This window comes from Curtobacterium sp. NPDC089991, from assembly GCF_044748425.1.
Taxonomy (GTDB): Bacteria; Actinomycetota; Actinomycetes; order Actinomycetales; family Microbacteriaceae; genus Curtobacterium.
Map to the genome: position 1 here is coordinate 225,884 of NZ_JBIVGB010000003.1, position 21,559 is coordinate 247,442.

Sequence of the window (21,559 nt, forward strand, 5' to 3'; positions counted from 1 at the left end):
CGGGCGTTCTGCCCGCGGGTGCGGTGCCGACAAATCACTGGCCCGACACTCTCCCAGAAATTGAAGGATGTCCTGTATGGCGCTCGCCACCCGGTCCGACCTGCGCAACGTCGCCATCGTGGCACACGTCGACCACGGCAAGACCACCCTCGTCGACGCGATGCTCACGCAGACCAACTCGTTCGACGCCCACTTCGAGGGCGAAGACCGCATGATGGACTCGAACGACCTCGAGCGCGAGAAGGGCATCACGATCCTCGCGAAGAACACGTCGGTGCTCTACAACGGCAAGCACGCGACCGAGTTCGGCGCGGACGGCCCCATCACCATCAACGTGATCGACACCCCGGGTCACGCCGACTTCGGTGGTGAGGTCGAGCGAGGCCTCTCCATGGTCGACGGTGTCGTCCTGCTCGTCGACGCGTCCGAGGGCCCGCTGCCCCAGACGCGCTTCGTGCTCCGCAAGGCGCTCGCCGCCAAGCTCCCGGTGATCCTGCTCGTCAACAAGACGGACCGCCCCGACTCCCGCATCGACGAGGTCGTCTCCGAGTCGCAGGACCTGCTCCTCGGCCTGGCGTCCGACCTGTCGGACGAGGTCGACGACCTCGACCTCGACGCGATCCTCGACGTCCCCGTGGTCTACGCCTCGGGTCGTGCCGGTGCCGCGTCGCGCAACAAGCCGGCCGACGGCTCGCTGCCCGACAACGACGACCTCGAGCCGCTGTTCGAAGCGATCCTGCAGCACGTCCCCGCGCCGAAGTACGACGACCAGCACCCGCTGCAGGCCCACGTCACCAACCTCGACGCGTCGCCGTTCCTCGGTCGCCTCGCGCTGCTGCGCATCTTCCACGGCACGATGAAGAAGGGCCAGACGGTCGCGTGGGTCAAGCACGACGGCACCGTCGTGAACGCCCGCATCACCGAGCTCCTCATCACCAAGGCCCTCGAGCGCTACCCGGCCGAGTCGGCGGGCCCCGGTGACATCGTCGCCGTCGCCGGCTTCGACACGATCACCATCGGTGAGACGCTGACCGACCCCGAGGACGTCCGCCCGCTGCCGACCATCACGGTCGACGACCCGGCGATCTCGATGACGATCGGCACGAACACCAGCCCGCTCGTGGGCAAGGTCAAGGGGCACAAGCTGACCGCCCGCATGGTCAAGGAGCGCCTCGACCGCGAGCTCATCGGCAACGTCTCGCTCAAGGTCCTCGACATCGGTCGCCCCGATGCGTGGGAGGTCCAGGGCCGTGGTGAGCTCGCGCTCGCCATCCTGGTCGAGCAGATGCGTCGCGAGGGCTTCGAGCTCACCGTCGGCAAGCCGCAGGTCGTCACGAAGCGTGACGAGAACGGCAAGCTGCAGGAGCCGTACGAGCACATGACGATCGACACGCCGGAGGAGTACCTCGGCGCGATCACGCAGCTCATGGCCGCTCGCAAGGGCCGCATGGAGAACATGACGAACCACGGCACCGGCTGGGTGCGCATGGAGTTCATCGTCCCGTCGCGCGGCCTGATCGGTTTCCGCACGTCGTTCCTGACCGAGACCCGCGGCACCGGCATCGCCAACGCGATCTCGCACGGCTACGACGAGTGGGCCGGCCCGATCCAGACCCGCATCAACGGCTCGATCGTCTCCGACCGTTCGGGTGTCGTCACGCCGTTCGCCATCACGAACCTGCAGGAGCGGATGACGTTCTTCGTCAACCCCACCGAAGAGGTCTACGAGGGCATGGTCATCGGCGAGAACTCGCGCGCCGACGACATGGACGTCAACATCACGAAGGAGAAGAAGCTCACGAACATGCGTTCGGCGAACGCCGACTCCTTCGAGTCGATGACGCCGTCGCGCCAGCTCTCCCTCGAGGAGTGCCTGGAGTTCGCGCGCGAGGACGAGTGCGTCGAGGTCACCCCGGCCGTCGTCCGCATCCGCAAGGTCGAGCTCGACGCGCAGGCTCGCCAGCGCTCGTACGCCCGCCTGAAGCGTCAGGACGCGTAAGCACCAAGCGACGCGTCGCGTCAGCAAGAGCACGACCTGAGGAGGTCGGGGGTTACGGTGGATGCCGTGACCCTCGACCTCCTCTCGCTGTACCAGGACCTGCACGCCCACCCCGAGCTCGGTTTCCAGGAGCACCGCACTGCGGGCATCGTGGCCGACCGGCTCGCCGAGCTCGGTGACATCGAGGTGACCACCGGCGTCGGTGGCACCGGTGTCGTCGGCGTCCTGTCGAACGGCGAGGGCCCGGTCGTGTGGCTCCGCGCCGACATGGACGGCCTGCCGGTCCAGGAGCGCACGGGGCTGTCCTACGCCAGCCAGCACCGCGGCACCGACGAGGACGGCAACGACGTCCCGACGATGCACGCCTGCGGCCACGACATCCACGTCACCTGGCTGCTCGGCACGCTCGAGCGCCTCGTCGCCACCCGGGACCAGTGGAGCGGCACGGTCGTCGGCGTCTTCCAGCCGGCGGAGGAGGTCATCTCCGGCGCCCGCGCCATGGTCGAGGACGGCCTGGTCGACCGGTTCCCGAAGCCCGACGTCGTGCTCGGCCAGCACTCGGCTCCGGCCCCGGTCGGCATCGTCGCGATCGGGTCCGGCCCGGTGATGGCCTCGAGCGACCGGCTCACGGTGACCTTCAACGGTCGCGGGGCGCATGGCTCCGCACCGCAGGCCTCCCTCGACCCGGTCGTCACCGCCGCATCCGCCGTCGTCCGGCTGCAGACCGTGGTCTCGCGCGAGGTCTCACCGAGCGACGCCGGTGTCGTCACCGTCGGCAGCTTCCACGCCGGCACCCGCGCGAACATCATCCCCGACCAGGCCGTCATCGAGATCTCGACGCGTGCCCGCAACGAGGACACCCGTGCGCGCATCATCGCGTCGATCGAGCGGATCGTCCGTGCCGAGAGCGACGCCGGCGGGCTGCCGGAGCCGACGATCGTGCGGTCGCCCGGCGCCGAGGTGACCGTGAACGACGCGGAGTCTGCTGCCCGGGTGCTCGCGGCCGTCAGCGCCGCCGTGCCGGGTGCCCGCGAGCTCGAGATCGGGCTGGCGATGGCGTCGGAGGACGTCGGGCAGCTCGCGACGGCGGCGGGCGTCCCGCTCGTGTACTGGTTCACGGGGATCACCGACCCGGAGCTGTTCCGCCGCGGCGAGGACATCCCGAGCAACCACTCGCCGTTCTACGCGCCGCAGGCCGAGACCGCGATCCCGGTGGGCGTCGACGCCCTGGTGGCCGCGACGCGCGCCTACGTCGCCTGACGGGTGGACGGGAGGCGCGGGGCGGCCCCGCCGCGCGGGTGACCGTCCCGGGGACAGGACGTTCACAGCCAACTCGCGCCGTGCCTCCCGGCTCACCCGTTACCGTCGGCGCATGCGTTCCCTCCGTACCCCGCTGATCGCCGCCGTCGCCGCCGGCATCGCCCTGGCCGGACTCACCGGCTGCTCGTCCGACTCCGTGAAGCAGGCGACGGACCTCGGGTCCTCGGTGGCCTCGACGGTCGCGGACGGCGTCGCGGGCATCGACGGCAAGGCGATCCAGGACGGCATGTCCTCGGTCGCGGGCGGCATCGACGGTGCGCTCGACACGGCGCTCAAGGGCGCGAACGTCACCTCTGACGGCAAGGTGCCCGACGGGTTCCCGTCGTCCGACGTGCCGCTCGTCGACGGCACGGTGCTCGGCGGGGGAGCGGGACCGAACGGCTCCGGGTGGGTCGTGCAGGTGCGCGCCGGGTCGGTCGACGACTTCGCCTCCGCCGCGCAGCAGCTCGCCGACGCGGGCTACACCGAATCGGCGAAGCGCGCCGACTCGTCGAGTGCGTTCGGGATGTTCCGCAGCGACGGGTACCGCGTCGTGCTCACGTTCTCGGACGGCGACGACGGCGTCACCGCGACCTACATCGTCACGGCCCGCTAGTCCCGTACCCTTGGGGGCGATGTCGAAGGCCTCCGTCACGCGCCCCGAGCGCGTCCTGTTCGTGCACGCCCACCCCGACGACGAGACCCTGTCGTCCGGTGGGACGATCGCGACCCTGCTCGAGCTCGGCGCCGAGGTCACCGTGTTGACGGCGACCCGCGGTGAGCGCGGCGAGATGCTCACCGAGCGGCTCGCGCCCCTGGCCGGAGACGCACAACGCGTCGCCGCGCACCGCGAGACCGAGATCGACGCGGCACTCGCAGCCCTCGGCGGCCCGGCGCACCTGTGGCTCGGCGGGCGCGGTGCCCGGCCCACCGACCTGCCGGAACGCCGGTACGTCGACTCCGGCATGCAGTGGGGGCCCGACGGGCGGGCGACCGCCGCCGACGACGCCCCCGCCGACTCGCTGACCGCCGCCGATCTGGGCGAGGTCGTCGACGACGTCCGTGCCGCGATCCGCTCCACCGGGGCGGACGCGGTCGTGAGCTACGCCGACGACGGCGGGTACGGCCACCCCGACCACGTGCGTGTGCACCACGCTGCTCGGTACGCGGCCCGGGCAGAGGAAGTGGCGTTCTCGATGATCGTCGCCCCGGAGACCGGGGACGCCGACGTCACCGTCGACGTCCTGCCGGTGCGGGCGAGGGTGCGTGCCGCCGTCGAGCAGTACCGCTCGCAGGTCACCGTCGACCCGGTCGACCCCGCCGACCCGACCGCGCTGTCGTGGGTGATGCCGCACGGCGTCCGCGAGCACGCCCCCGCCGTCGAGGCCTTCCGGCACGACGCCGACCCGCAGCCCCCGGCACCGCAGACCTACGCCGAGATGACCGGCCAGGGCAAGGTCGCCGCGGTCGCCGTCGCGCTCGTGCTCGGGCTCGTCACCGGCGGACTGGGCACCGTGACGCACCAGCAGACCGTCGGCGCCGCCGCGTTCCCGATCGGCATGGTGATCACCACGCTGCTCGTGATCGGGCTGACCGTGGGCATCCGGCTGCTGTACCGGTCGCGGGCGATGGTCGCCGCGATCGGCATCGGAATCCTCGTCGCCACGCAGGTGCTCGTCTCCGTCGGCGGCCAGGGCTCGCCGCTCGTGCTGGCGAACGCGGCCGGGTACGTGTGGACGTTCGCCCCCGCCGTCATCGCCGCCCTGGTGCTCGCGTGGCCGGACCTGTCGGGGCTGCGGTCCCGGACGGCCCCGGGCCGCGAGTAGACTCGAACCCGCTCGTCGAAGGGAGCACCCGAACCGTGACCTACGTGATCGCCCAGCCCTGTGTCGACGTCAAGGACCGTGCCTGCATCGACGAATGCCCCGTCGACTGCATCTACGAGGGCGACCGCTCGCTGTACATCCACCCCGACGAGTGCGTCGACTGCGGTGCGTGCGAGCCGGTGTGCCCGGTCGAGGCCATCTACTACGAGGACGACCTGCCCGACGAGTGGGCCGACTACTACAAGGCCAACGTCGAGTTCTTCCAGGAAGTCGGCTCGCCCGGTGGCGCCGCGAAGGTCGGTGTGATCCACAAGGACCACCCGGTCGTCATGGCCGAACCGCCCCGCGGCTGAGCCGGACACGCACGTGGCGCTCGACCTGCCCGACTTCCCCTGGGACCAGCTCGTCCCGTTCAAGCAGCGCGCGGCCGGGTACGAGGGCGGCATCGTCGACCTCAGCGTCGGCTCGCCCGTCGACCCCACCCCCGAGGTCGTCCGGCGTGCTCTCGCCGACGCCACCGACGCGCACGCCTACCCGCAGGTCGCCGGCACCCCGGCGCTGCGGCAGGCCATCGCCGACTGGTACGGCCGCCGGCACGGGGTGCAGCTGACCGAGGCGCACACGCTGCCGACGATCGGGTCGAAGGAGTTCATCGCCGGCCTGGCGCTCTGGCTCGGCATCGGCGCCGGCGACACCGTGGTGTTCCCCGCCGCTGCGTACCCCACCTACGAGCTCGGTGCGGCCCTGGTCGGTGCCGACGCCCTCGCCTCGGACGACCCGGCCGCGTGGCCGGCGACGACGAAGCTGGTGTGGCTGAACTCGCCCGGCAACCCCGACGGCCGCGTGCTCTCCATCGACGACCTGCGCGCAGCGGTCGACCGGGCCCGCCAACTCGGTGCCGTCATCGTCGGCGACGAGTGCTACGCCGAGCTCGGCTGGGACCCGCAGTACGCGACCACCCCGACCCCCACGATCCTCGACCCCCGCGTCGTCGGCGACTCGGTCGACGGCGTGCTCAGCGTGTACTCGCTGTCGAAGCAGTCGAACCTGGCCGGGTACCGCGCGGCGTTCGTCGCCGGTGACGCTCGGATCCTCGCCGACGTGCTCGCGGTCCGGAAGCACGCGGGGCTGATGCCGCCGCTGCCGGTGCAGGAAGCGATGATCGTCGCACTCGCGGACCAGACCCACGTGCAGCAGCAGAAGGCCCGCTACCGGGCGCGCCGGAACATGCTCCGACGGGCACTCGAGGACGCCGGCTTCCGCATCGACCACAGCGAGGCCGGCCTGTACCTCTGGGCGACCCGCGGTGAGCCGGCGCTCGACACGGTGTCGTGGTTGGCCAACCGCGGGATCCTCGTCGCACCGGGCACGTTCTACGGCACAGCGGGCGGGGAGCACGTCCGGGTGGCCCTCACGGCGACCGACGAGCGCATCGCCGCGGCGGCCCAGCGGCTGGCCAGCAGCCGTCGGCTCGGCACCGCGTAGCGCGGGGACGGACCCCGCGACGGGGCGGATCGTGCATTCCGCCCGGAGCGCAACCGGGGGTTCCCACCAAGTCGTGACCATCGATGTGTGCACGAGCGACAGACGCCGCGATTAGGCTGTCAACGTGACTGACACTGCCAACGACGCTCAGAAGACGGCCACACCGCCCACGACGCCCGTGCCCGTGAGTCCCGCCGCCGAACAGACGGGCGAGACCGCGACGCTGACGTACCCGGGCGGCAGCGCGGAGTTCCCGATCCTGCCGAGCGTCGACGGCGCGTCCACCATGGACATCTCGACGTTCAAGAAGCAGACCGGGATGAACACGCTCGACTACGGGTTCGTGAACACCGGGTCGACCAAGAGCGCGATCACCTACATCGACGGCGACGAGGGCATCCTGCGGTACCGCGGGTACCCGATCGACCAGGTCGCGTCGAACTGCACCTTCCTCGAGGTCGCGTGGCTCCTGATCTACGGCGAGCTGCCCGACGAGTCCGAACTCGCCGACTTCGACGCCCGCATCCGTCGGCACACCCTGCTGCACGAGGACCTCCGGCGCCTGTTCGACGCGCTCCCACACTCCGCGCACCCGATGTCCGTGCTGTCCAGCGCCGTCAGCGCCCTGTCGACGTACTACGAGGACGACATGGACGTCGACGACCCGGAGAAGGTCGAGCTGCAGACCGTGCGGTTGCTCGCCAAGCTGCCGGTCATCGCCGCGTACGCGCACAAGAAGTCCATCGGGCAGGCGTTCCTGTACCCGGACAACGGGCTGTCGTTCGTCGACAACTTCCTGCGCTTGAACTTCGGCACCATGGCCGAGACCTACCAGCCGAACCCGGTGCTGTCGAAGGCCCTCGACCGGCTCCTCATCCTGCACGAGGACCACGAGCAGAACGCCTCCACCGCGACGGTCCGCCTGGTCGGCTCGACGAAGGCGAACATGTTCGCGTCGATCTCGGCCGGCATCAACGCCCTGTACGGGCCACTGCACGGCGGCGCGAACGAGGCCGTGCTCGAGATGCTGCAGCAGATCAAGGACTCCGGAGAGCCCGTGCAGCGCTTCGTCGAGCGGGTGAAGAACAAGGAGCGCGGCGTGAAGCTCATGGGCTTCGGACACCGCGTCTACAAGAACTACGATCCCCGCGCGAAGCTCGTCAAGGAGTCGGCGGACGAGGTGCTCGAGTCCCTCGGCGTGCAGGACGACCTGCTCGACATCGCGAAGGAGCTCGAGCAGATCGCGCTGAGCGACCAGTACTTCATCGACCGCAAGCTGTACCCGAACGTCGACTTCTACACCGGCATCATCTACAAGGCGATGGGGTTCCCGCCGCGGATGTTCACGGTGCTGTTCGCGATCGGCCGCCTGCCCGGCTGGATCGCGCAGTGGCGCGAGCTGAACAACGACCCGCTCAACAAGATCGGTCGCCCGCAGCAGCTCTACGTGGGTGCGCCGAAGCGGGACCTCCCCGCACGCTGACGCGCGTTCTCACCCGCGAAAGCGACAGAGTCCCGCGAACAGTTCGCAGGACTCTGTCGCTTTCGCGGGGCCAGGCCTACGCGTGGAGCGCGGTGTTGAGCTGGATGCCCTCGCCCTTGCGCTGCAGCGCCTCGACGGCGCCGCTGACGCTGTTGCGCCGGAACAGGACGTTCGGGGTGCCGGACAGCTCGGCGGCCTTGACGGTCTTCGGCGTGCCGTCCGGGTTCGGTGCGGCGCCGACCAGGACGACCTTCGTGCCGGCCGTGACGTACAGGCCGGCCTCGATGACGGAGTCGTCGCCGAGGGAGATGCCGAGACCCGCGTTCGCACCGAGCAGCGCGCGCTCGCCCAGGGAGACCCGGTGCGTGCCGCCGCCGGAGAGCGTGCCCATGATGGACGCCCCGCCGCCGATGTCGGTGCCGTTGCCGACGACGACGCCCTGCGAGACACGGCCCTCGATCATGGCGTCGCCGAGCGTGCCGGCGTTGAAGTTCACGAAGCCCTCGTGCATGACGGTCGTGCCCGGTGCCAGGTGCGCACCGAGACGGACGCGGTTGGCGTCACCGATGCGGACGCGGTCCGGCACGACGTAGTCGACCAGGCGCGGGAACTTGTCGATGGCGTGCACAGCGATGCCCGCGCGCTGCAGCGACGGGCGAAGCCGGGTCAGGGACTCCGGGTGGACCGGCCCGGCGTTCGTCCACGCGACGATCGGCAGGTACCCGAAGACACCGTCGAGGTTGATGGTGTTCGGACGCACGTGCAGGTGGCTCAGCAGGTGCAGGCGCAGGTACGCGTCCTCGGTGCTGGTCGGGGCGGCGTCGATGGTGACCTCGGTGGTGACGGGCTCGACCCGGACCTCCCGGCGGGGGTCGTCGCCGACGTGCGCCTGCAGTTCTGCGGGGAACACCGCGTCAGCGGGCAACGGGCCGAGGTGGGTCTCCGGGTACCAGGTGTCGAGCGTCGTGCCGTCGGCGGCGATCGTCGCGAGGCCGTGGCCCCAGGCGTGCGTCGGGCGGTCGGCGGTGGCGGTCGGGTCGGTGGCAGCGGTCGTGTCGGTCACCGCACCAGGGTACCGACGCACTGGACGGGAGCACCGGACCGACCGGACGGACGCTGCGGAACCGCACCGTGCCTCCCGGCCGCCGTGCCGTGGGCCAGCGCGACGGGAGCGACGGCAGATAAGGTGACCGCATGCCGGAGCAGCTCGACCTCACCGCCTCGTCCATCGACATCACCCGTGCCATCTGCGACATCGAATCGGTGTCGGGGAACGAGCAGGCCCTCGCTGACGCGATCGAGGCGGTGCTCGCACCGCTGCCGCACCTCGAGGTGATCCGGGACGGCGACGCGATCGTCGCCCGCACGAACCTCGGCCGCGACCGCCGCGTCGTGATCGCCGGGCACATCGACACCGTGCCGCTCAACGACAACCTGCCGACCGAGTTCCGCACCGCCGAGGACGGCACCGAGATCCTGTGGGGTCGCGGCACCGTCGACATGAAGGCCGGCTGTGCAGTGCAGCTCAAGCTCGCGTACGACCTGGTCGAGCCCTCGGTCGACGTCACGTGGGTCTGGTACGACCACGAAGAGGTCAGCGACCTGCTGAACGGCCTCGGTCGTCTCGCCCGGACCCGTCCGGAACTGCTGGCCGCCGACTTCGCCATCCTGGGGGAGCCGTCCGGCGCGCAGATCGAGGGTGGCTGCAACGGCAACCTCCGCGCCGAGATCCGCACGTTCGGCAAGCGCTCGCACAGCGCCCGCAGCTGGATCGGCGACAACGCGATCCACAAGACGGCACCGATCCTCGCCACGCTGGCCGCCTACGAGCCCCGCACCGTCACGGTCGACGGGCTCGAGTACCGCGAGGGCCTCAACGCCGTCGGGATCAGCGGCGGCATCGCGGGCAACATCATCCCGGACGAGGCGATGGTGCACGTGAACTACCGCTTCGCGCCGTCGCGTTCGGCCGACGAGGCCGTGGCGCACATCCGTGAGCTCTTCGAGGGCTACGACGTGACCATCGTCGACCTCGCTGCCGGTGCCCGCCCCGGCCTCGACGCCCCGCTCGCGCAGGACTTCGTGTCGGCGGTCGGTGGCCCGCAGCCCCGCCCGAAGTACGGCTGGACCGACGTCGCCCGCTTCTCGGCGCTCGGGGTGCCCGCGGTCAACTACGGACCCGGTGAACCGGTCTTCGCCCACCACGACGACGAGCAGGTCCCGGTCGCGCAGATCACCGCGGTCGAGGCCGGCCTCCGTCGGTGGCTGACGGCCTGACGACGGCCGGGGCCACCCGGCCGACCCCTGCACGCACCCGTTGGCGCGCCCGCTACCGGGTGGTGCCGTGGTGGGTCCGCATCACGGTCGTCTACGTGCTCGCCCGGTTCGTCACCGGACTGATGATGCAGGCCTTCGCGAGCGTGCAGGCGGCGAACTCGTTCACCGTCCAGCACCCGGCGTACCTGTCGTTCGCGTCCATCTGGGACGGCGCCTGGTACCGCGTCATCGCGACCGGCGGCTACCCGTCGACCCTGCCCGTGGACGCGGCAGGGCACGTGACCGAGAACGCGTGGGCGTTCATGCCCGCGTACCCGTTCCTGGTGCGCGGCCTGATGCTGCTCACCGGAGCGTCGTTCGAGTTCGTCGCGGTGGCGGTCTCGCTGCTCGCCGGACTCGGCGCTGCGCTCGTGTTCCGTCGCCTGATGGGGCGCTTCGTCGACCCGGCGCGATCGACCTTCGCCACGGTGCTGTTCTGCGTCGCGCCCGTGTCGGCGATGTTCCAGGTGGCGTACGCCGAGTCGATGGGGCTGTTCCTGCTGCTCGTCGCGCTGCTGCTCATGGTCGACCGGCGGTGGTGGACGATGCTGCCCGTCGTGCTGCTGCTCGGGATGACCCGGCCGACCGGGCTCGCCTTCGCGCTGCTCGTCGTGCTGTTCGTCGGCGCCTGGGCGATCCGGCCCGCGTGGGTGCGGTCGTCGGAGCCGCTCACCCTGCGCTGCCTCGTGCCGCCCGCCGTGGTCGCGGTCGTGTCCGGACTGGTCGGCCTGGCGTGGCCGGCGATCGCCTGGGCCGTCACCGGGGTGCCCAAGGCCTACACCGACACCGAGCTCGCCTGGCGGTCGTCCTACGTCGGGTGGCAGGAGCTCGTGCCGTTCGCGCCGTGGATCCAGGGCTTCGGGTGGTGGTTCCACCAGCCCGCCGGCGGGGTCCTGCTGGCCGTCGTGGTCGTCGGCTTCGTGGCGTTCGTCTGCATGCCCGCAGCACGGGTGATCGGGATCGAGCTGCGCCTCTGGGGCATCGCCTACGTCGTGTACCTGCTCGCCGTGTTCTTCCCGCAGTCGAGCACCTGGCGGATCCTGGTGCCGATCGCGCCACTGCTCGGCATCGTGGCGCTGCCGCGGTCCCGCGTGTACCGGGTGGCCGTCGTGGTGGCGTTCGTCGGGCTGCAGTGGGTCTGGCTGTACTACTGCTGGTGGATCGACGGCTACGACTGGACCCCGCCGTGATCGGCACGGCGCTCACGGGCCTGGGCGCGGGCCAGGAGCCGTGCGGCGGGACCGCTCCGCTCGCGCTTCGGCACCGTCGCTGACATCGGCTCCGGGTCACCCGGTCGCCAGTTCGCCGCCGCCACGACCATCGCGTTGACGGTGGCGATGAACGGCACCGCGAAGAACGCGCCGACGACACCCGCGATCGTCGTGCCCGCGGTCACCCCGAGGACGACCCCGAGCGGGTGGACCTTGACGGCCGTGCCGGTCAGGAACGGGTGCAGGACGTGGCTCTCGAGCTGCTGCACGACCACCACGATGCCGAGCATCACGAGCGCCGGCACCCAGCCGTTGAAGACCAGGGCGATGAGCACCGCGACCGCGCCGGCGACGATCGCACCGACGACCGGGACGAACGCGCCGAAGAACACGATCACGCCGATCGGGATCGCCAGCGGGATCTGCAGCGCGAGGGCGCCGATGGTGACACCGAGGGCGTCCGTGACGGCGACCACGAGCTGGACGCGGATGAAGCTCGTCAGCGTCTTCCAGCCGGCGTGCCCCGCGACGTCGATGCGAGCACGTGCCCGGCGCGGGAAGAGCCGGACGACCCACCCCCAGATGCGCGGGCCGTCGATGAGCACGAACAGCGTCGTGAACACGATGATGAACAGCCCCTCGAGCACGTGCACGGCGCCGGTGCCGGCGGCCTGGAACCCGGACAGGATCGTCGCGGCGTGCGCCTGCAGGTAGTCGAAGCCGTTCGACACCCACGAGTCGACGTCCTTCGCCGTGATCCCGAACGGCTCGCTGTCGAGCAGGGTCCGCAGGGACTGCACGCTGTGGTGGAGCCGGCGTTCGAGCGACGGCAGGTCGGACCGCACCTGCTCGGTGACGAGCAGCGCCAGCCCGCCGAGTGCCAGCACCAGCGCCACGAGGCTCGACAGCACCGCCGTCCACTTCGGCCACCGGTGCCGCTGCAGGAACGACGACATCGGCATGAGCAGTGCGCACACGAGCAGCGCGATGAGGAACGGCACCACGATGTCCTGCAGCAGCACGACCAGGGCCACCAGGAGGGCGAGGCCGGCACCGACGACGAGGATGCGCCAGGTGAACGCCGCACCGATCCGCAGGCCGGCGGGCACTGCGTCGTCGGACCGCGCGGATCGTCCGGCCAGACCGGTCCGCTCGGCCGGTCCGGTCCGCCCGGCCCGGTCGGGACGTCCGCTGGGGGACTGACGGCGCATGGAGCGGATGTTCGGCATCCGCCAAGGTTACGAACGGAACCCGCGAAGAACCGCCGATCCGACACCCCCAACCTGGGCGGTTTCGCAGTTGCCCCATCAATACGAGATAATGAGCGGGCATGTACTGCACGAAAGGGGACATCTGATGGCAGCCATGAAGCCGAGGACCGGTGACGGGCCGATGGAGGCTGTTAAGGAGGGTCGACTCATCATCGTGCGGGTTCCGCTCGAAGGAGGAGGCCGCCTGGTCGTCTCGGTCAACGATGCCGAGGCCAAGGAACTCCATGACGCACTCGCTGAGGTCGTCTCGGCCTCGTAGTCGAAAGCACCAGAACGACGGGTCCGGAGCGTGTACGCGCCGGGCCCGTCGTCTGCGTCCGGGGCGCCGCGCCGTCGGCGTGCGCGCCCGTCGCGCTGTCGGTCGGGTCCGGCAGGATGGCCTCGTGCCGAGGACCCACATGCCGATCCGCCGCGTCGAGGAGTACCGCGACCCGGACCCGATGCCGCGAGACGTCTGGCCGGCGACGCTGCCCCCGGTGCGGCAGCTGCTCGACGAGGGACTCGACCTCGACCCGGTGACGGTGTTCGTCGGCGACAACGGTGTGGGCAAGTCCACCCTGATCGAGGCGATCGCGTTGCGCTTCGGCATGTCACCCGAGGGTGGCTCCACCCTGGCGAACCACTCGACGCGTCCGTCCGAGTCGTCGCTGTGGCAGCACATCGTCCTCCGCCGTGACTTCGGTGCGCCCCGCGGTGGGTTCTTCCTGCGTGCCGAGACCATGCACGGTTTCTTCGCCTACCTCGAGGACAATCCCAACCACTCCCGCCCCGAGCCGGTGTTCCACGAGCGCAGCCACGGTGAGTCGTTCCTCGACTTCGTCATCGACCGCGCGCAGTGGCCGGGGCTCTGGATCCTCGACGAACCGGAGTCGGCGCTGTCCTTCTCCGGCTGTCTGACGCTCATCGCGCTGCTGCGGTCGATCGTCGACAGCGGGGTCGGGCAGGTCGTGCTCTCGACGCACTCACCGGTCCTGGCGGCGTTCCCCGGCGCGACGATCCACGAGGTCGGCGAGTGGGGATTCCGGCGCACCGAGTGGGAGGACCTCGATCTGGTGCGCAACCAGCGGTCGTTCCTCGAGTCACCGGAGCGGTACCTGCGGCACCTCGAGTGACCGGTGGGGACGGCTGCTACGCGGTGACCTTCGTCAGCTGCAGCAGCCCGTCACCGGCCGGCGAGAGCGCACTGCGCACCGCCCCCGACGTCGACACCTCGGTGAGCAGCAGCCGGAAGTCGGTCGTCGCCCGGTCGCGCTTGACCGGGTCGGCGACGCGTCCGCGCCACAGGGCGTGCGGCACCAGGACGGTCCCGCCGAGGCGTGCGAGCCGCAGCCCGTGCTCGACGTACTCGATGACGTGCTCGGGGTCGGCATCGACCAGGACGACGTCGTACGACGCCTCGTTCATCCGGGGGAGCACCTGGTTCGCGCGGCCCGGGATGAGCCGGATGCGTGCGGGGGCGGTGCCGGCGCTGATGTAGGCGTCGCGGGCGAACTGCTGGTGGTCGACCTCGACGTCGATCGTGGTCAGGGTCGCGTCCGGCGCGCCGCCGAGCAGGTACAGCCCGGAGACTCCCAGGCCCGTCCCGATCTCGATGATGCTCGTGGCTCGGGAGGCTGCGGCGATGACGCCGATCTGCGCGCCGATCGCGGGCGAGATCGCCTCGACACCGAGCTCCAGGGAGTGCTCACGAGCGCGGGCGATCGCCTCGGACTCCGAGACGATGTCCTCGGCGAACTTCCAGTTCGACTCTTTCTCTGACACGCACACTCCGTTCGGTTGACAACTCTAGGGGTGCATCGGAGCCGTACGGGTTAGGCTCGCTCACGTGAACATCCCGCTCGACAAGATCCTGATCATCGGGATCATTGCCGTGCTCCTGCTCGGGCCGCAGCGCCTGCCGATGTACGCCCAGAAGTTGGCCGAGTTCGTGAAGGCCGTCCGCCGGTTCGCCGACACCGCGAAGGAGCGGATGCGCGACGAGATGGGCCCCGAGTTCGACGACATCGAGTGGCAGAAGCTCGACCCGCGACAGTACGACCCCCGCCGGATCATCCGCGATGCGCTCCTCGACTCCGGCAGCGCCAGCAGCGCCGCCGCGGTCCAGACCGCGCAGGTGACCGCCTCCAAGGTCCGCGCGACGGCTCCCGTCGTGCCGCTGGCCGCGGGAGAAGCGCCGCCCTTCGACGCGGAAGCGACCTGACGCCCGTCACGTGACCACCTGACGGACGGGAGGCCCGGTGCCAGCTGGCACCGGGCCTCCCGTGTTCGGTGTGGTGACGACTACTTCAGGTCGGCTACTTCAGGTCGGCGAGGAAGCGGTCCGTCCAGGCGAGTGCCGGTGCGCTCGGGACGGAGCTGCACGTGGACGACGCCGTCGTCGAGGCGCAGGGCGTGTCCCGGTCGAGCGACCAGTAGTGGATCCCAGCGAGGCCGTTGGCCTTCGCGTAGGCGGACAGGGTGTCGACGTCGGCGAGGGTGAAGACCTCGTCGGTGGTGTCGTTGACGCCGATCATCGGGGTGACCTCGATCTTCGACGACGCGATGCCGTACGTGTGCTGCAGGTTCGTGACGGCCTGGATCGAGGACTTGCCCATCTGGCAGGTGGAGCCGGAGAGCACGCAGTTCGCGGTGGTCGCGCGGCCGAAGTCCATCGTCATGAGGTTGATCGTGTAGTTCGTCAGGGTCGACGCCTTGATCGCCTTCACGGTGGCGTCGCCGGTGCTGTTCAGCCCGCCGTACGAGCCGTCGCTGGCGGCCAGGGTCGCGAGCGTGAACGAGAAGCGCATGCCCGGGTACTTCGCCTGGGCGAGGGCTGCGGCGCCCACGAGGTTCTGCACGTCGGCGGCGGACTGACCGCTCTCGATGTCGAAGTCGACGCCGATCATGTGCGGGGTCGCGTACCGGGCGATGAACGACTGCAGTGCGGCGCCCGAACACTTGAACGAACCGGCGGCTCCACCGGTGCTGATGATGTAGTTCACCCCGGCGGCGTCGAGCTTCGGGATGTTGGCGTTCGCGAAGGCATCCGCCGCGACGCCACCCCAGTTCTCGCTGCCGCACGTGCCGGTCGCGAAGGCGAGGGTGAGCGCCTTGAGGCCGGGCTCCCGGGTCGACACCAGGCTGTTGCTCGAGCCGACCACCGGGATCCGCGTCCCGGTGACCGCGGTGTTCATGACGTTCGTGTTCCAGTCGAGGTTCACGGTGATGTCCTTGTACGGGCTGAACACCAGTCCGCTGGCCGTGCCGCCGCTCCCGCCCGTGCCGGGGGTGGTCGTCCCCCCACCGGGAGGAGTGGTCCCGCCGCCCGTGCCCGTGCCGGAGCAGGCGCCGGTCGACGTCCACGGCTGGCCGCTGCCCGTCGCCCCGGCGTGTGTCGCGGGGTCATCGCCCTGCGTCCACCAGTTCGCGGTGTAGTTCGATCCGTTCTCGCTGACGGTGGCACCGCCGGAGTACGCGGTGCCGGCGGTCCACGCGGTCGCGCACGACGGTGTCGCGGCGATGGCCGGTGCTGCGGCGAGGGATCCGCCGGCGATCACTGCGGCGACGGTGGCCACGAGGCCGATCCGTACTCGGGTGTTCTGGTTCACACGGTTCTCCTGTCCTCGGCCGGACGTCGTCGTCCGGCGGGTGGAGCCCAGGCGGTCACATTCCGCAAGGGCATTGTGCAATGCCCTTGCATAATGCTCTGGGGTGGAACGACCTGTCCATGAACGAACGTACAGGCGCGCGCCGAGCGGATGGCAGGCGCCCGTCGTCAGTCGCGGGTGGCGACGATCGTGTACGTCAGGGGAACACGGTCGCGGTCAGCGTCGGGCCACGCCCACGAGCCGTCACCGGTGTCCTCCATGCGGGGACTGAAGCGCCAGGGCAGGGTGCGCCCCTCGTCCAGGCGGCGGAGTCGGAGTCCGGCGCCGAGCAGCGCGTTCACGATCTCGGACAGCGGGTGCGGCCATTCGAACGTGCGGGTGTTCGCCACGGTGCCGTCGCCGGCGTAGGTGCCGGCGTCGTCCCACTGCTGCGCGGTGCCGTCCGGGAAGTACCGGTACCGGGTGACGAGCTCGTCGGCGGTCTCGTCGAGGCCGTAGAGCGCGGGGTGGCCGTCGCGGATGAAGAACACCCCGCCCGGGCGCAGCAAGCCGGCGACCTGTGCGGCCCAGCGGTCGAGGTCGGGGAGCCAGCAGATCGTGCCGATGCTCGTGTAGACGACGTCGAAGTCGCCGGAGACGGCAGCGCGGGCGTCGAGCACGTCGGTCTCCACCCAGGTGACGTCGATGCCGAGCCGCGTCGCGAGGCCGGCGGCGGAGGCGAGCGCCGCGGGGGAGAAGTCGACGCCGGTGAGCCGGGCTCCCTCGCGGGCGAGCGACACGGTGTCGGTGCCGATGTGGCACTGCAGGTGGCAGACGTCGAGGCCGGCGAGCGAGCCGTTCGGCAGCCACGGCGTCAGGGCCGGCAGGTCGTCGCGCACGACGTCCGAGCGGTGCGCCGGGTCGGACAGCTCGTCGACGGCGTAGGCGCCCTCGTGGATCGGCACCCGGTCGTCCCAGTTCGCCCGGTTCGTGTCGCGGGCGCGGTCCCAGTCGACGCTGACGTGATCCATGCTCATGCTGACGAGCCTAGGACAGCGACAGACCCAGCTTCCGTCCGGCCAGTCCGCGCCCCATCGTCGTGATGCCGTCGGCGATCGCGGCGAGGGCGACTGCCGCGGGGTCCTCCGGCGCGCCGAGCACGACCGGCAGGCCGGTGTCCCCGCCCTCACGGAGCGGCACGGACAGCGGCACGCTGCCGAGCACCGGCACGGGGGCGTCCTGGCCGCGGGACAGCCGTGCGGCGGTCTCGGCGCCACCGCCCTCGCCGAACAGGTGCAGGACCGAGCCGTCGGGCTGGACGAGCCCGGCCATGTTCTCGATGACCCCGATCACCCGCTGGCCCGTCTGGCGTGCGACGATCCCGCTGCGCTCGGCGACGTCGGCCGCAGCGGCCTGGGGTGTGGTGACGACCAGGACCTCGGCGTGGGGGAGGAGCTGGCCGACCGAGATCGCGACGTCGCCGGTACCGGGCGGCAGGTCGAGCAGGAGCACGTCCAGGTCGCCGAAGAACACGTCGGTCAGGAACTGGTTCACGGTGCGGTGCAGCATCGGGCCACGCCAGGAGACCGCGGTGGAGGCGTCGTCGACGAACATCCCGATCGACACGACCTTCACGTCGTGGGCGACGGGCGGCAGGATCATGCTGTCCACCCGGGTCGGCCGCGGCGCGACGCCGTGCTCGTCGGTCAGTCCCATCAGCCCGGGGATGCTGAAGCCGTGCACGTCGACGTCGACGATCCCGACCCGCAGGCCCCGGCGGGCGAGGGCGACGGCGAGGTTGGCGGTGACCGTCGACTTGCCGACACCACCCTTGCCGCTCGTGACGGCGATCACCCGGGTGAGCGAGTCCGCCGTGAACTGGACGCCGTTCGGCCGGCCGGCCCGCAGGCGTTCGGTCAGCGCGGCACGCGTCGCGGGGGCCATCACCGACACGTCGACGTCGACCGACGACACCCCGTCCACGGAACCGGCGGCGACGCGCACGTCGCGCTCGATGGTGTCGGCGGCGGGGCACCCCACGATCGTGAGCTGCAGGTCGACGCGCACCGCGCCTCCCGGCTGCACGTCGACACCACGGATCATGTCGAGTTCCGTGACGGGCCGACGGATCTCGGGGTCGATCACGCGGCCGAGCGCGGCGAGGACCGCCGTGCCCAGCTGCTCGTCGGCGGGAGCCGCGTCAGCCACGGGTGGAGCTGCCGGGCTCGCTCGCGTAGCCGGCGTCGTCGGCGTCGCGCCGGTCGAGTTCCTCGAGCAGCGACCGCAACTCGGCACGGATGAAGTCCTTCGACGCCATGTCGCGCATCGCCAGCCGGAGCGCGACGACCTCGCGCGCCAGGTACTCGGTGTCCGCCAGGTTGCGCTCCGCACGCTGCCGGTCCTGTTCGAACTGCACGCGGTCGCGGTCGTCCTGCCGGTTCTGCGCGAGCAGGATGAGCGGGGCGGCGTACGAGGCCTGCAGCGACAGCACCAGGGTCAGCGCGGTGAAGCCGATCGCGGCGGAGTCGAACTGCCACGGCTTCGGCGCGAGGGTGTTGTACCCCATCCAGACCACACAGAACAGGGTGAGGCCGATGAGGAACCACGGCGTGCCCATGCCCCGTGCGATGCCCTCGGTCGCGCGACCGAACGTGTCACCGCGTCCGCCACGACGGCGGGTCGGGAGCACGCGCGTGCGCATGCCCTTGGGGGAGTCGAGGCGGACGTCGGAGCGCTCGCGATCACGACGGTTCTCATCCGTTCGGGCCACGGGTGGTCCTCCTTCCCGTCGTCACGGGTGTCTTGCGCGGGCGTTGGCGTGGAAGCGGTGAGGGTTCCCCCTCGCCCTGACTTCGCCAGTCGTCCGGCAGGACGTGGTCGAGGACATCGTCGATCGTCACCACCCCGACGAGGCGGTGGGCGTCGTCGACCACGGGGACGGACAGCAGGTTGTAGGTCGCCATCACGCGGGTGACCTCGGCGGCGCTCGCGTCGACCCGGACCGGCTCGGTCTGCTGGTCGATGAGCGTGCCGAGCCGTTCGTTCGGCGGGTAGCGGAGCATGCGCTGGAAGTGCACCAGCCCGAGGAACCGACCGGTCGGCGGCTCGTACGGCGGCAGCGTGACGCACACCGCGGCGCCGAGCACCGGGGCGAGGTCGTGTCGGCGGACGAGTGCGAGCCCCTCGGCGACGGTCGCGTCGGCGGAGACGATGACGGGCTCGGTGGTCATCAGACCACCGGCGGTGTCCGGCTCGTACTCCAGGAGCATGCGGACGTCCTGCGCCTCCTCCGGCTCCATGAGCTGCAGGAGCGCCTCGCTCCGTTCGTCGGAGAACTGCGCGAGTACGTCGGCGGCGTCGTCCGGCTGCATCTGGTCGAGGACGTCGGCCGCGCGGGAGTCCTCGAGCCGCGACAGGATCTCGACGCGCTCCTGGTCGGGCATCTCCTCGAGCACGTCGGCCAGCCGGTCGTCGGGGAGCTCCTCGGCGACCTCGAACCGGCGTTCCTCCGGCAGGTCGAGCAGCGTGCTCGCCAGGTCGGCGGGCACCAGGTCGGAGTACGCGGCGATGACGTGCTCGGCGGACTGGGCCTCGCCGGGGAGCTCGTCCTCGGTGACCTCGTTCCACGTCGCGAACGTCGTCGGGCCCTTGCCGAACGGCGACGGGGTGGTCTTCGGCTTACGGAGGAAGAGCTGTGCGACCTCCCAGTCGCCCTGCCCGCGGTCCTCGATCGCGACGTCCTCGATGGTGGCCCGGATGCGCTGGTTCTTGATGAGCACCTTGCGACCGAGCATCTCGGCGATCACCCGGACCTCGCCGCCGCGCTGCTCGAAGCGGCGCATGTTGACGAGCCCGGTGGTGATGACCTGGCCGGCACCGATCGAGGTGATGCGGCCGACGCTGACGAAGATGCGGCGCTTGCCCGGCACCTCGACGATCAACCCCACGACGTGCGGGGGATCGGCCCGGCGGTAGACCACCAGGACGTCCCGGACCTTGCCCACGCGGTCGCCCGCGGGGTCGAAGACGGAGCACCCGGCGAGGCGGGCGACGAAGACCTTCGTGGCGCTCACCCGACCCAGCGTAGTCGGTTGCGTGCTGGCGCTTCCCCGGCGGTGCACGTGCGATTGCAAGGTGCGCGGTGAATGATGGCTGTGTGAGCAATCAGAGTCCCTTCGCCGGCAGGACCGCCCAGGCCTTCCCGACGCTGCCCAAGGGCGACGTCCTCGGCACGTACGACAGCTACCCCGATGCGCAGCGCGTCGTGGCGAAGCTCGCCGACGCCGACTTCCCGGTCAACCAGCTCTCGATCGTGGGCAACGACCTGAAGACCGTCGAGCGCGTCACCGGCAAGATGACCTACGGCCGTGCGGCGATCGCCGGAGCCCTGTCCGGTCTCTGGCTCGGCATCTTCTTCGGCATCGTGCTCACCCTGTTCTCGCCGAGCTCCGGTGGCCTGATCCTCGCCGCCGCGATCATCGGAGCCGCGTTCGGCATGCTCTACGGCATCGTCTCGTTCGCGATCACCAAGCGACAGCGCGACTTCACGAGCGTCCACCAGGTGCTCGCCACGAACTACCAGATCGTCGTCAACCCGCAGCTGACCGGTCAGGCGCAGCGGATCCTGGGTGAGCACGGTGCGACGCCGTCCACGCACTGGAACGAGCAGCCCCAGCAGGGCGCTCCCGGCGCACCGGTGCAGGGACAGCAGCCGTGGCGTCCCGCCCCGCCGCAGCAGCAGTCGCCGTACGGCGGACACGCCACACCCCACCAGCAGCCAGGAGGCCCGCAGCAGCCCGGCACGTCGGCCCCCGGCGCGCAGACGGAAGCGCCCACGGCGCCGGGTGCGTCGAGCGCGCCGCGGTACGGCACGAACGACGGGCCCCGGTACGGCGAGAACGCCGACCCGTCCGCTGCCGCCCCCGCGGACCGACCCACCTCGGGTGGGCCGGCGATCCCCGAGCGTCGTCCGCAGGACCCGCCGCAGTACGGCGAGCGGGTGCCCGGTGCGACGCCGCCGGCACCGTCGTCTTCATCGACCCCGTCGTCGCCGTCGTCCCCGAAGGGCGACGAGCGCCCCTGACGCCTGCGTGCTCGGGGCCG

The 21,559-nt window shown here is 70.9% G+C and carries 21 protein-coding genes; 13 read left to right on the forward strand and 8 right to left on the reverse strand.

Going from position 1 to position 21,559, the window contains the following annotated elements; translation table 11 throughout:
- Positions 1 to 76: 76 nt before the first annotated feature.
- From typA to ACIPV1_RS10450, 7 genes are all read left to right on the forward strand, one after another.
- Positions 77 to 1,999, forward strand: coding sequence for a translational GTPase TypA (gene typA / locus ACIPV1_RS10420; protein WP_111084979.1), 1,923 nt, complete (start codon positions 77 to 79; stop codon positions 1,997 to 1,999).
- 66 nt (positions 2,000 to 2,065) lie between these two features.
- Positions 2,066 to 3,259, forward strand: a complete 1,194-nt coding sequence (locus ACIPV1_RS10425; protein ID WP_402726317.1) for an amidohydrolase — start codon at positions 2,066 to 2,068, stop codon at positions 3,257 to 3,259.
- 112 nt (positions 3,260 to 3,371) lie between these two features.
- Positions 3,372 to 3,914 carry a hypothetical protein gene (locus tag ACIPV1_RS10430; RefSeq protein ID WP_123673112.1) on the forward strand — a complete coding sequence of 181 codons (543 nt, stop codon included), beginning with the start codon at positions 3,372 to 3,374 and terminating at the stop codon, positions 3,912 to 3,914.
- A 19-nt stretch (positions 3,915 to 3,933) separates the two neighbouring features.
- Positions 3,934 to 5,124, forward strand: a complete 1,191-nt coding sequence (locus ACIPV1_RS10435) for a PIG-L family deacetylase (RefSeq protein ID WP_402726318.1) — start codon at positions 3,934 to 3,936, stop codon at positions 5,122 to 5,124.
- A gap of 35 nt (positions 5,125 to 5,159) precedes the next feature.
- Positions 5,160 to 5,477 (forward strand): ferredoxin, encoded by a 318-nt coding sequence (gene fdxA, locus ACIPV1_RS10440; protein ID WP_069711637.1) that lies wholly within the window; start codon positions 5,160 to 5,162, stop codon positions 5,475 to 5,477.
- Between the two features lie 13 nt (positions 5,478 to 5,490).
- The gene (gene dapC / locus ACIPV1_RS10445; RefSeq protein ID WP_402726319.1) at positions 5,491 to 6,609 is read left to right on the forward strand and encodes a succinyldiaminopimelate transaminase; all 1,119 of its coding nucleotides are present in this window, start codon (positions 5,491 to 5,493) and stop codon (positions 6,607 to 6,609) included.
- 184 nt (positions 6,610 to 6,793) lie between these two features.
- Positions 6,794 to 8,092, forward strand: coding sequence for a citrate synthase (locus ACIPV1_RS10450; protein ID WP_123340789.1), 1,299 nt, complete (start codon positions 6,794 to 6,796; stop codon positions 8,090 to 8,092).
- 76 nt (positions 8,093 to 8,168) lie between these two features.
- Here ACIPV1_RS10450 and dapD read toward each other — a convergent pair whose 3' ends face one another.
- Positions 8,169 to 9,155 carry a 2,3,4,5-tetrahydropyridine-2,6-dicarboxylate N-succinyltransferase gene (gene dapD, locus ACIPV1_RS10455; protein ID WP_402726320.1) on the reverse strand — a complete coding sequence of 329 codons (987 nt, stop codon included), beginning with the start codon at positions 9,153 to 9,155 and terminating at the stop codon, positions 8,169 to 8,171.
- A gap of 131 nt (positions 9,156 to 9,286) precedes the next feature.
- Between dapD and dapE the strand changes: the two genes are divergently transcribed.
- Positions 9,287 to 10,369 carry a succinyl-diaminopimelate desuccinylase gene (gene dapE, locus ACIPV1_RS10460; RefSeq protein ID WP_402726321.1) on the forward strand — a complete coding sequence of 361 codons (1,083 nt, stop codon included), beginning with the start codon at positions 9,287 to 9,289 and terminating at the stop codon, positions 10,367 to 10,369.
- Positions 10,354 to 11,598, forward strand: a complete 1,245-nt coding sequence (locus ACIPV1_RS10465) for a hypothetical protein (protein WP_402726322.1) — start codon at positions 10,354 to 10,356, stop codon at positions 11,596 to 11,598. The genes dapE and ACIPV1_RS10465 overlap by 16 nt, the downstream gene beginning before the upstream one ends.
- Here the strand turns inward: ACIPV1_RS10465 and ACIPV1_RS10470 are convergent.
- A complete protein-coding gene (locus ACIPV1_RS10470) occupies positions 11,577 to 12,848 on the reverse strand; it encodes an AI-2E family transporter (protein ID WP_402726323.1) in 1,272 nt (423 codons plus the stop codon). The two genes, ACIPV1_RS10465 and ACIPV1_RS10470, sit on opposite strands and share 22 nt — an antisense overlap.
- A 127-nt stretch (positions 12,849 to 12,975) precedes the next feature.
- Here ACIPV1_RS10470 and ACIPV1_RS10475 point away from each other — a divergent pair, with 127 nt between their 5' ends.
- Together ACIPV1_RS10475 and ACIPV1_RS10480 are read left to right on the forward strand one after the other, a co-directional pair.
- Complete coding sequence (locus ACIPV1_RS10475; protein WP_123673120.1) at positions 12,976 to 13,149, forward strand: DUF3117 domain-containing protein; 174 nt, start codon at positions 12,976 to 12,978, stop codon at positions 13,147 to 13,149.
- Between the two features lie 124 nt (positions 13,150 to 13,273).
- Entirely contained in the window at positions 13,274 to 14,002 is a 729-nt protein-coding gene (locus ACIPV1_RS10480; protein ID WP_402726324.1) for an AAA family ATPase, read from the forward strand.
- 16 nt (positions 14,003 to 14,018) lie between these two features.
- On the opposite strand, the gene ACIPV1_RS10485 is transcribed toward ACIPV1_RS10480, so the two are convergent.
- The gene (locus ACIPV1_RS10485; RefSeq protein ID WP_123294100.1) at positions 14,019 to 14,651 is read right to left on the reverse strand and encodes an O-methyltransferase; all 633 of its coding nucleotides are present in this window, start codon (positions 14,649 to 14,651) and stop codon (positions 14,019 to 14,021) included.
- Between the two features lie 64 nt (positions 14,652 to 14,715).
- Here ACIPV1_RS10485 and ACIPV1_RS10490 point away from each other — a divergent pair, with 64 nt between their 5' ends.
- Complete coding sequence (locus ACIPV1_RS10490) at positions 14,716 to 15,090, forward strand: twin-arginine translocase TatA/TatE family subunit (protein WP_111084987.1); 375 nt, start codon at positions 14,716 to 14,718, stop codon at positions 15,088 to 15,090.
- A 94-nt stretch (positions 15,091 to 15,184) separates the two neighbouring features.
- On the opposite strand, the gene ACIPV1_RS10495 is transcribed toward ACIPV1_RS10490, so the two are convergent.
- From ACIPV1_RS10495 to ACIPV1_RS10515, 5 genes are all read right to left on the reverse strand, one after another.
- Positions 15,185 to 16,477, reverse strand: a complete 1,293-nt coding sequence (locus ACIPV1_RS10495) for a carbohydrate-binding protein (protein WP_402726325.1) — start codon at positions 16,475 to 16,477, stop codon at positions 15,185 to 15,187.
- A gap of 167 nt (positions 16,478 to 16,644) precedes the next feature.
- Positions 16,645 to 17,493 (reverse strand): bifunctional 2-polyprenyl-6-hydroxyphenol methylase/3-demethylubiquinol 3-O-methyltransferase UbiG, encoded by an 849-nt coding sequence (locus ACIPV1_RS10500; protein ID WP_131921591.1) that lies wholly within the window; start codon positions 17,491 to 17,493, stop codon positions 16,645 to 16,647.
- Between the two features lie 10 nt (positions 17,494 to 17,503).
- Positions 17,504 to 18,664, reverse strand: a complete 1,161-nt coding sequence (locus ACIPV1_RS10505; RefSeq protein ID WP_402726326.1) for an Mrp/NBP35 family ATP-binding protein — start codon at positions 18,662 to 18,664, stop codon at positions 17,504 to 17,506.
- Positions 18,657 to 19,157, reverse strand: coding sequence for a DUF1003 domain-containing protein (locus ACIPV1_RS10510; RefSeq protein ID WP_123294206.1), 501 nt, complete (start codon positions 19,155 to 19,157; stop codon positions 18,657 to 18,659). Before ACIPV1_RS10510 ends, ACIPV1_RS10505 begins: the two co-directional genes overlap by 8 nt.
- A 52-nt stretch (positions 19,158 to 19,209) precedes the next feature.
- Positions 19,210 to 20,529: a magnesium transporter MgtE N-terminal domain-containing protein gene (locus tag ACIPV1_RS10515; RefSeq protein ID WP_111084991.1), complete on the reverse strand. Its 1,320-nt coding sequence runs from the start codon at positions 20,527 to 20,529 to the stop codon at positions 19,210 to 19,212.
- An 83-nt stretch (positions 20,530 to 20,612) separates the two neighbouring features.
- Between ACIPV1_RS10515 and ACIPV1_RS10520 the strand changes: the two genes are divergently transcribed.
- Complete coding sequence (locus tag ACIPV1_RS10520; protein WP_402726327.1) at positions 20,613 to 21,539, forward strand: general stress protein; 927 nt, start codon at positions 20,613 to 20,615, stop codon at positions 21,537 to 21,539.
- The last annotated feature ends 20 nt before the right edge of the window (positions 21,540 to 21,559 follow it).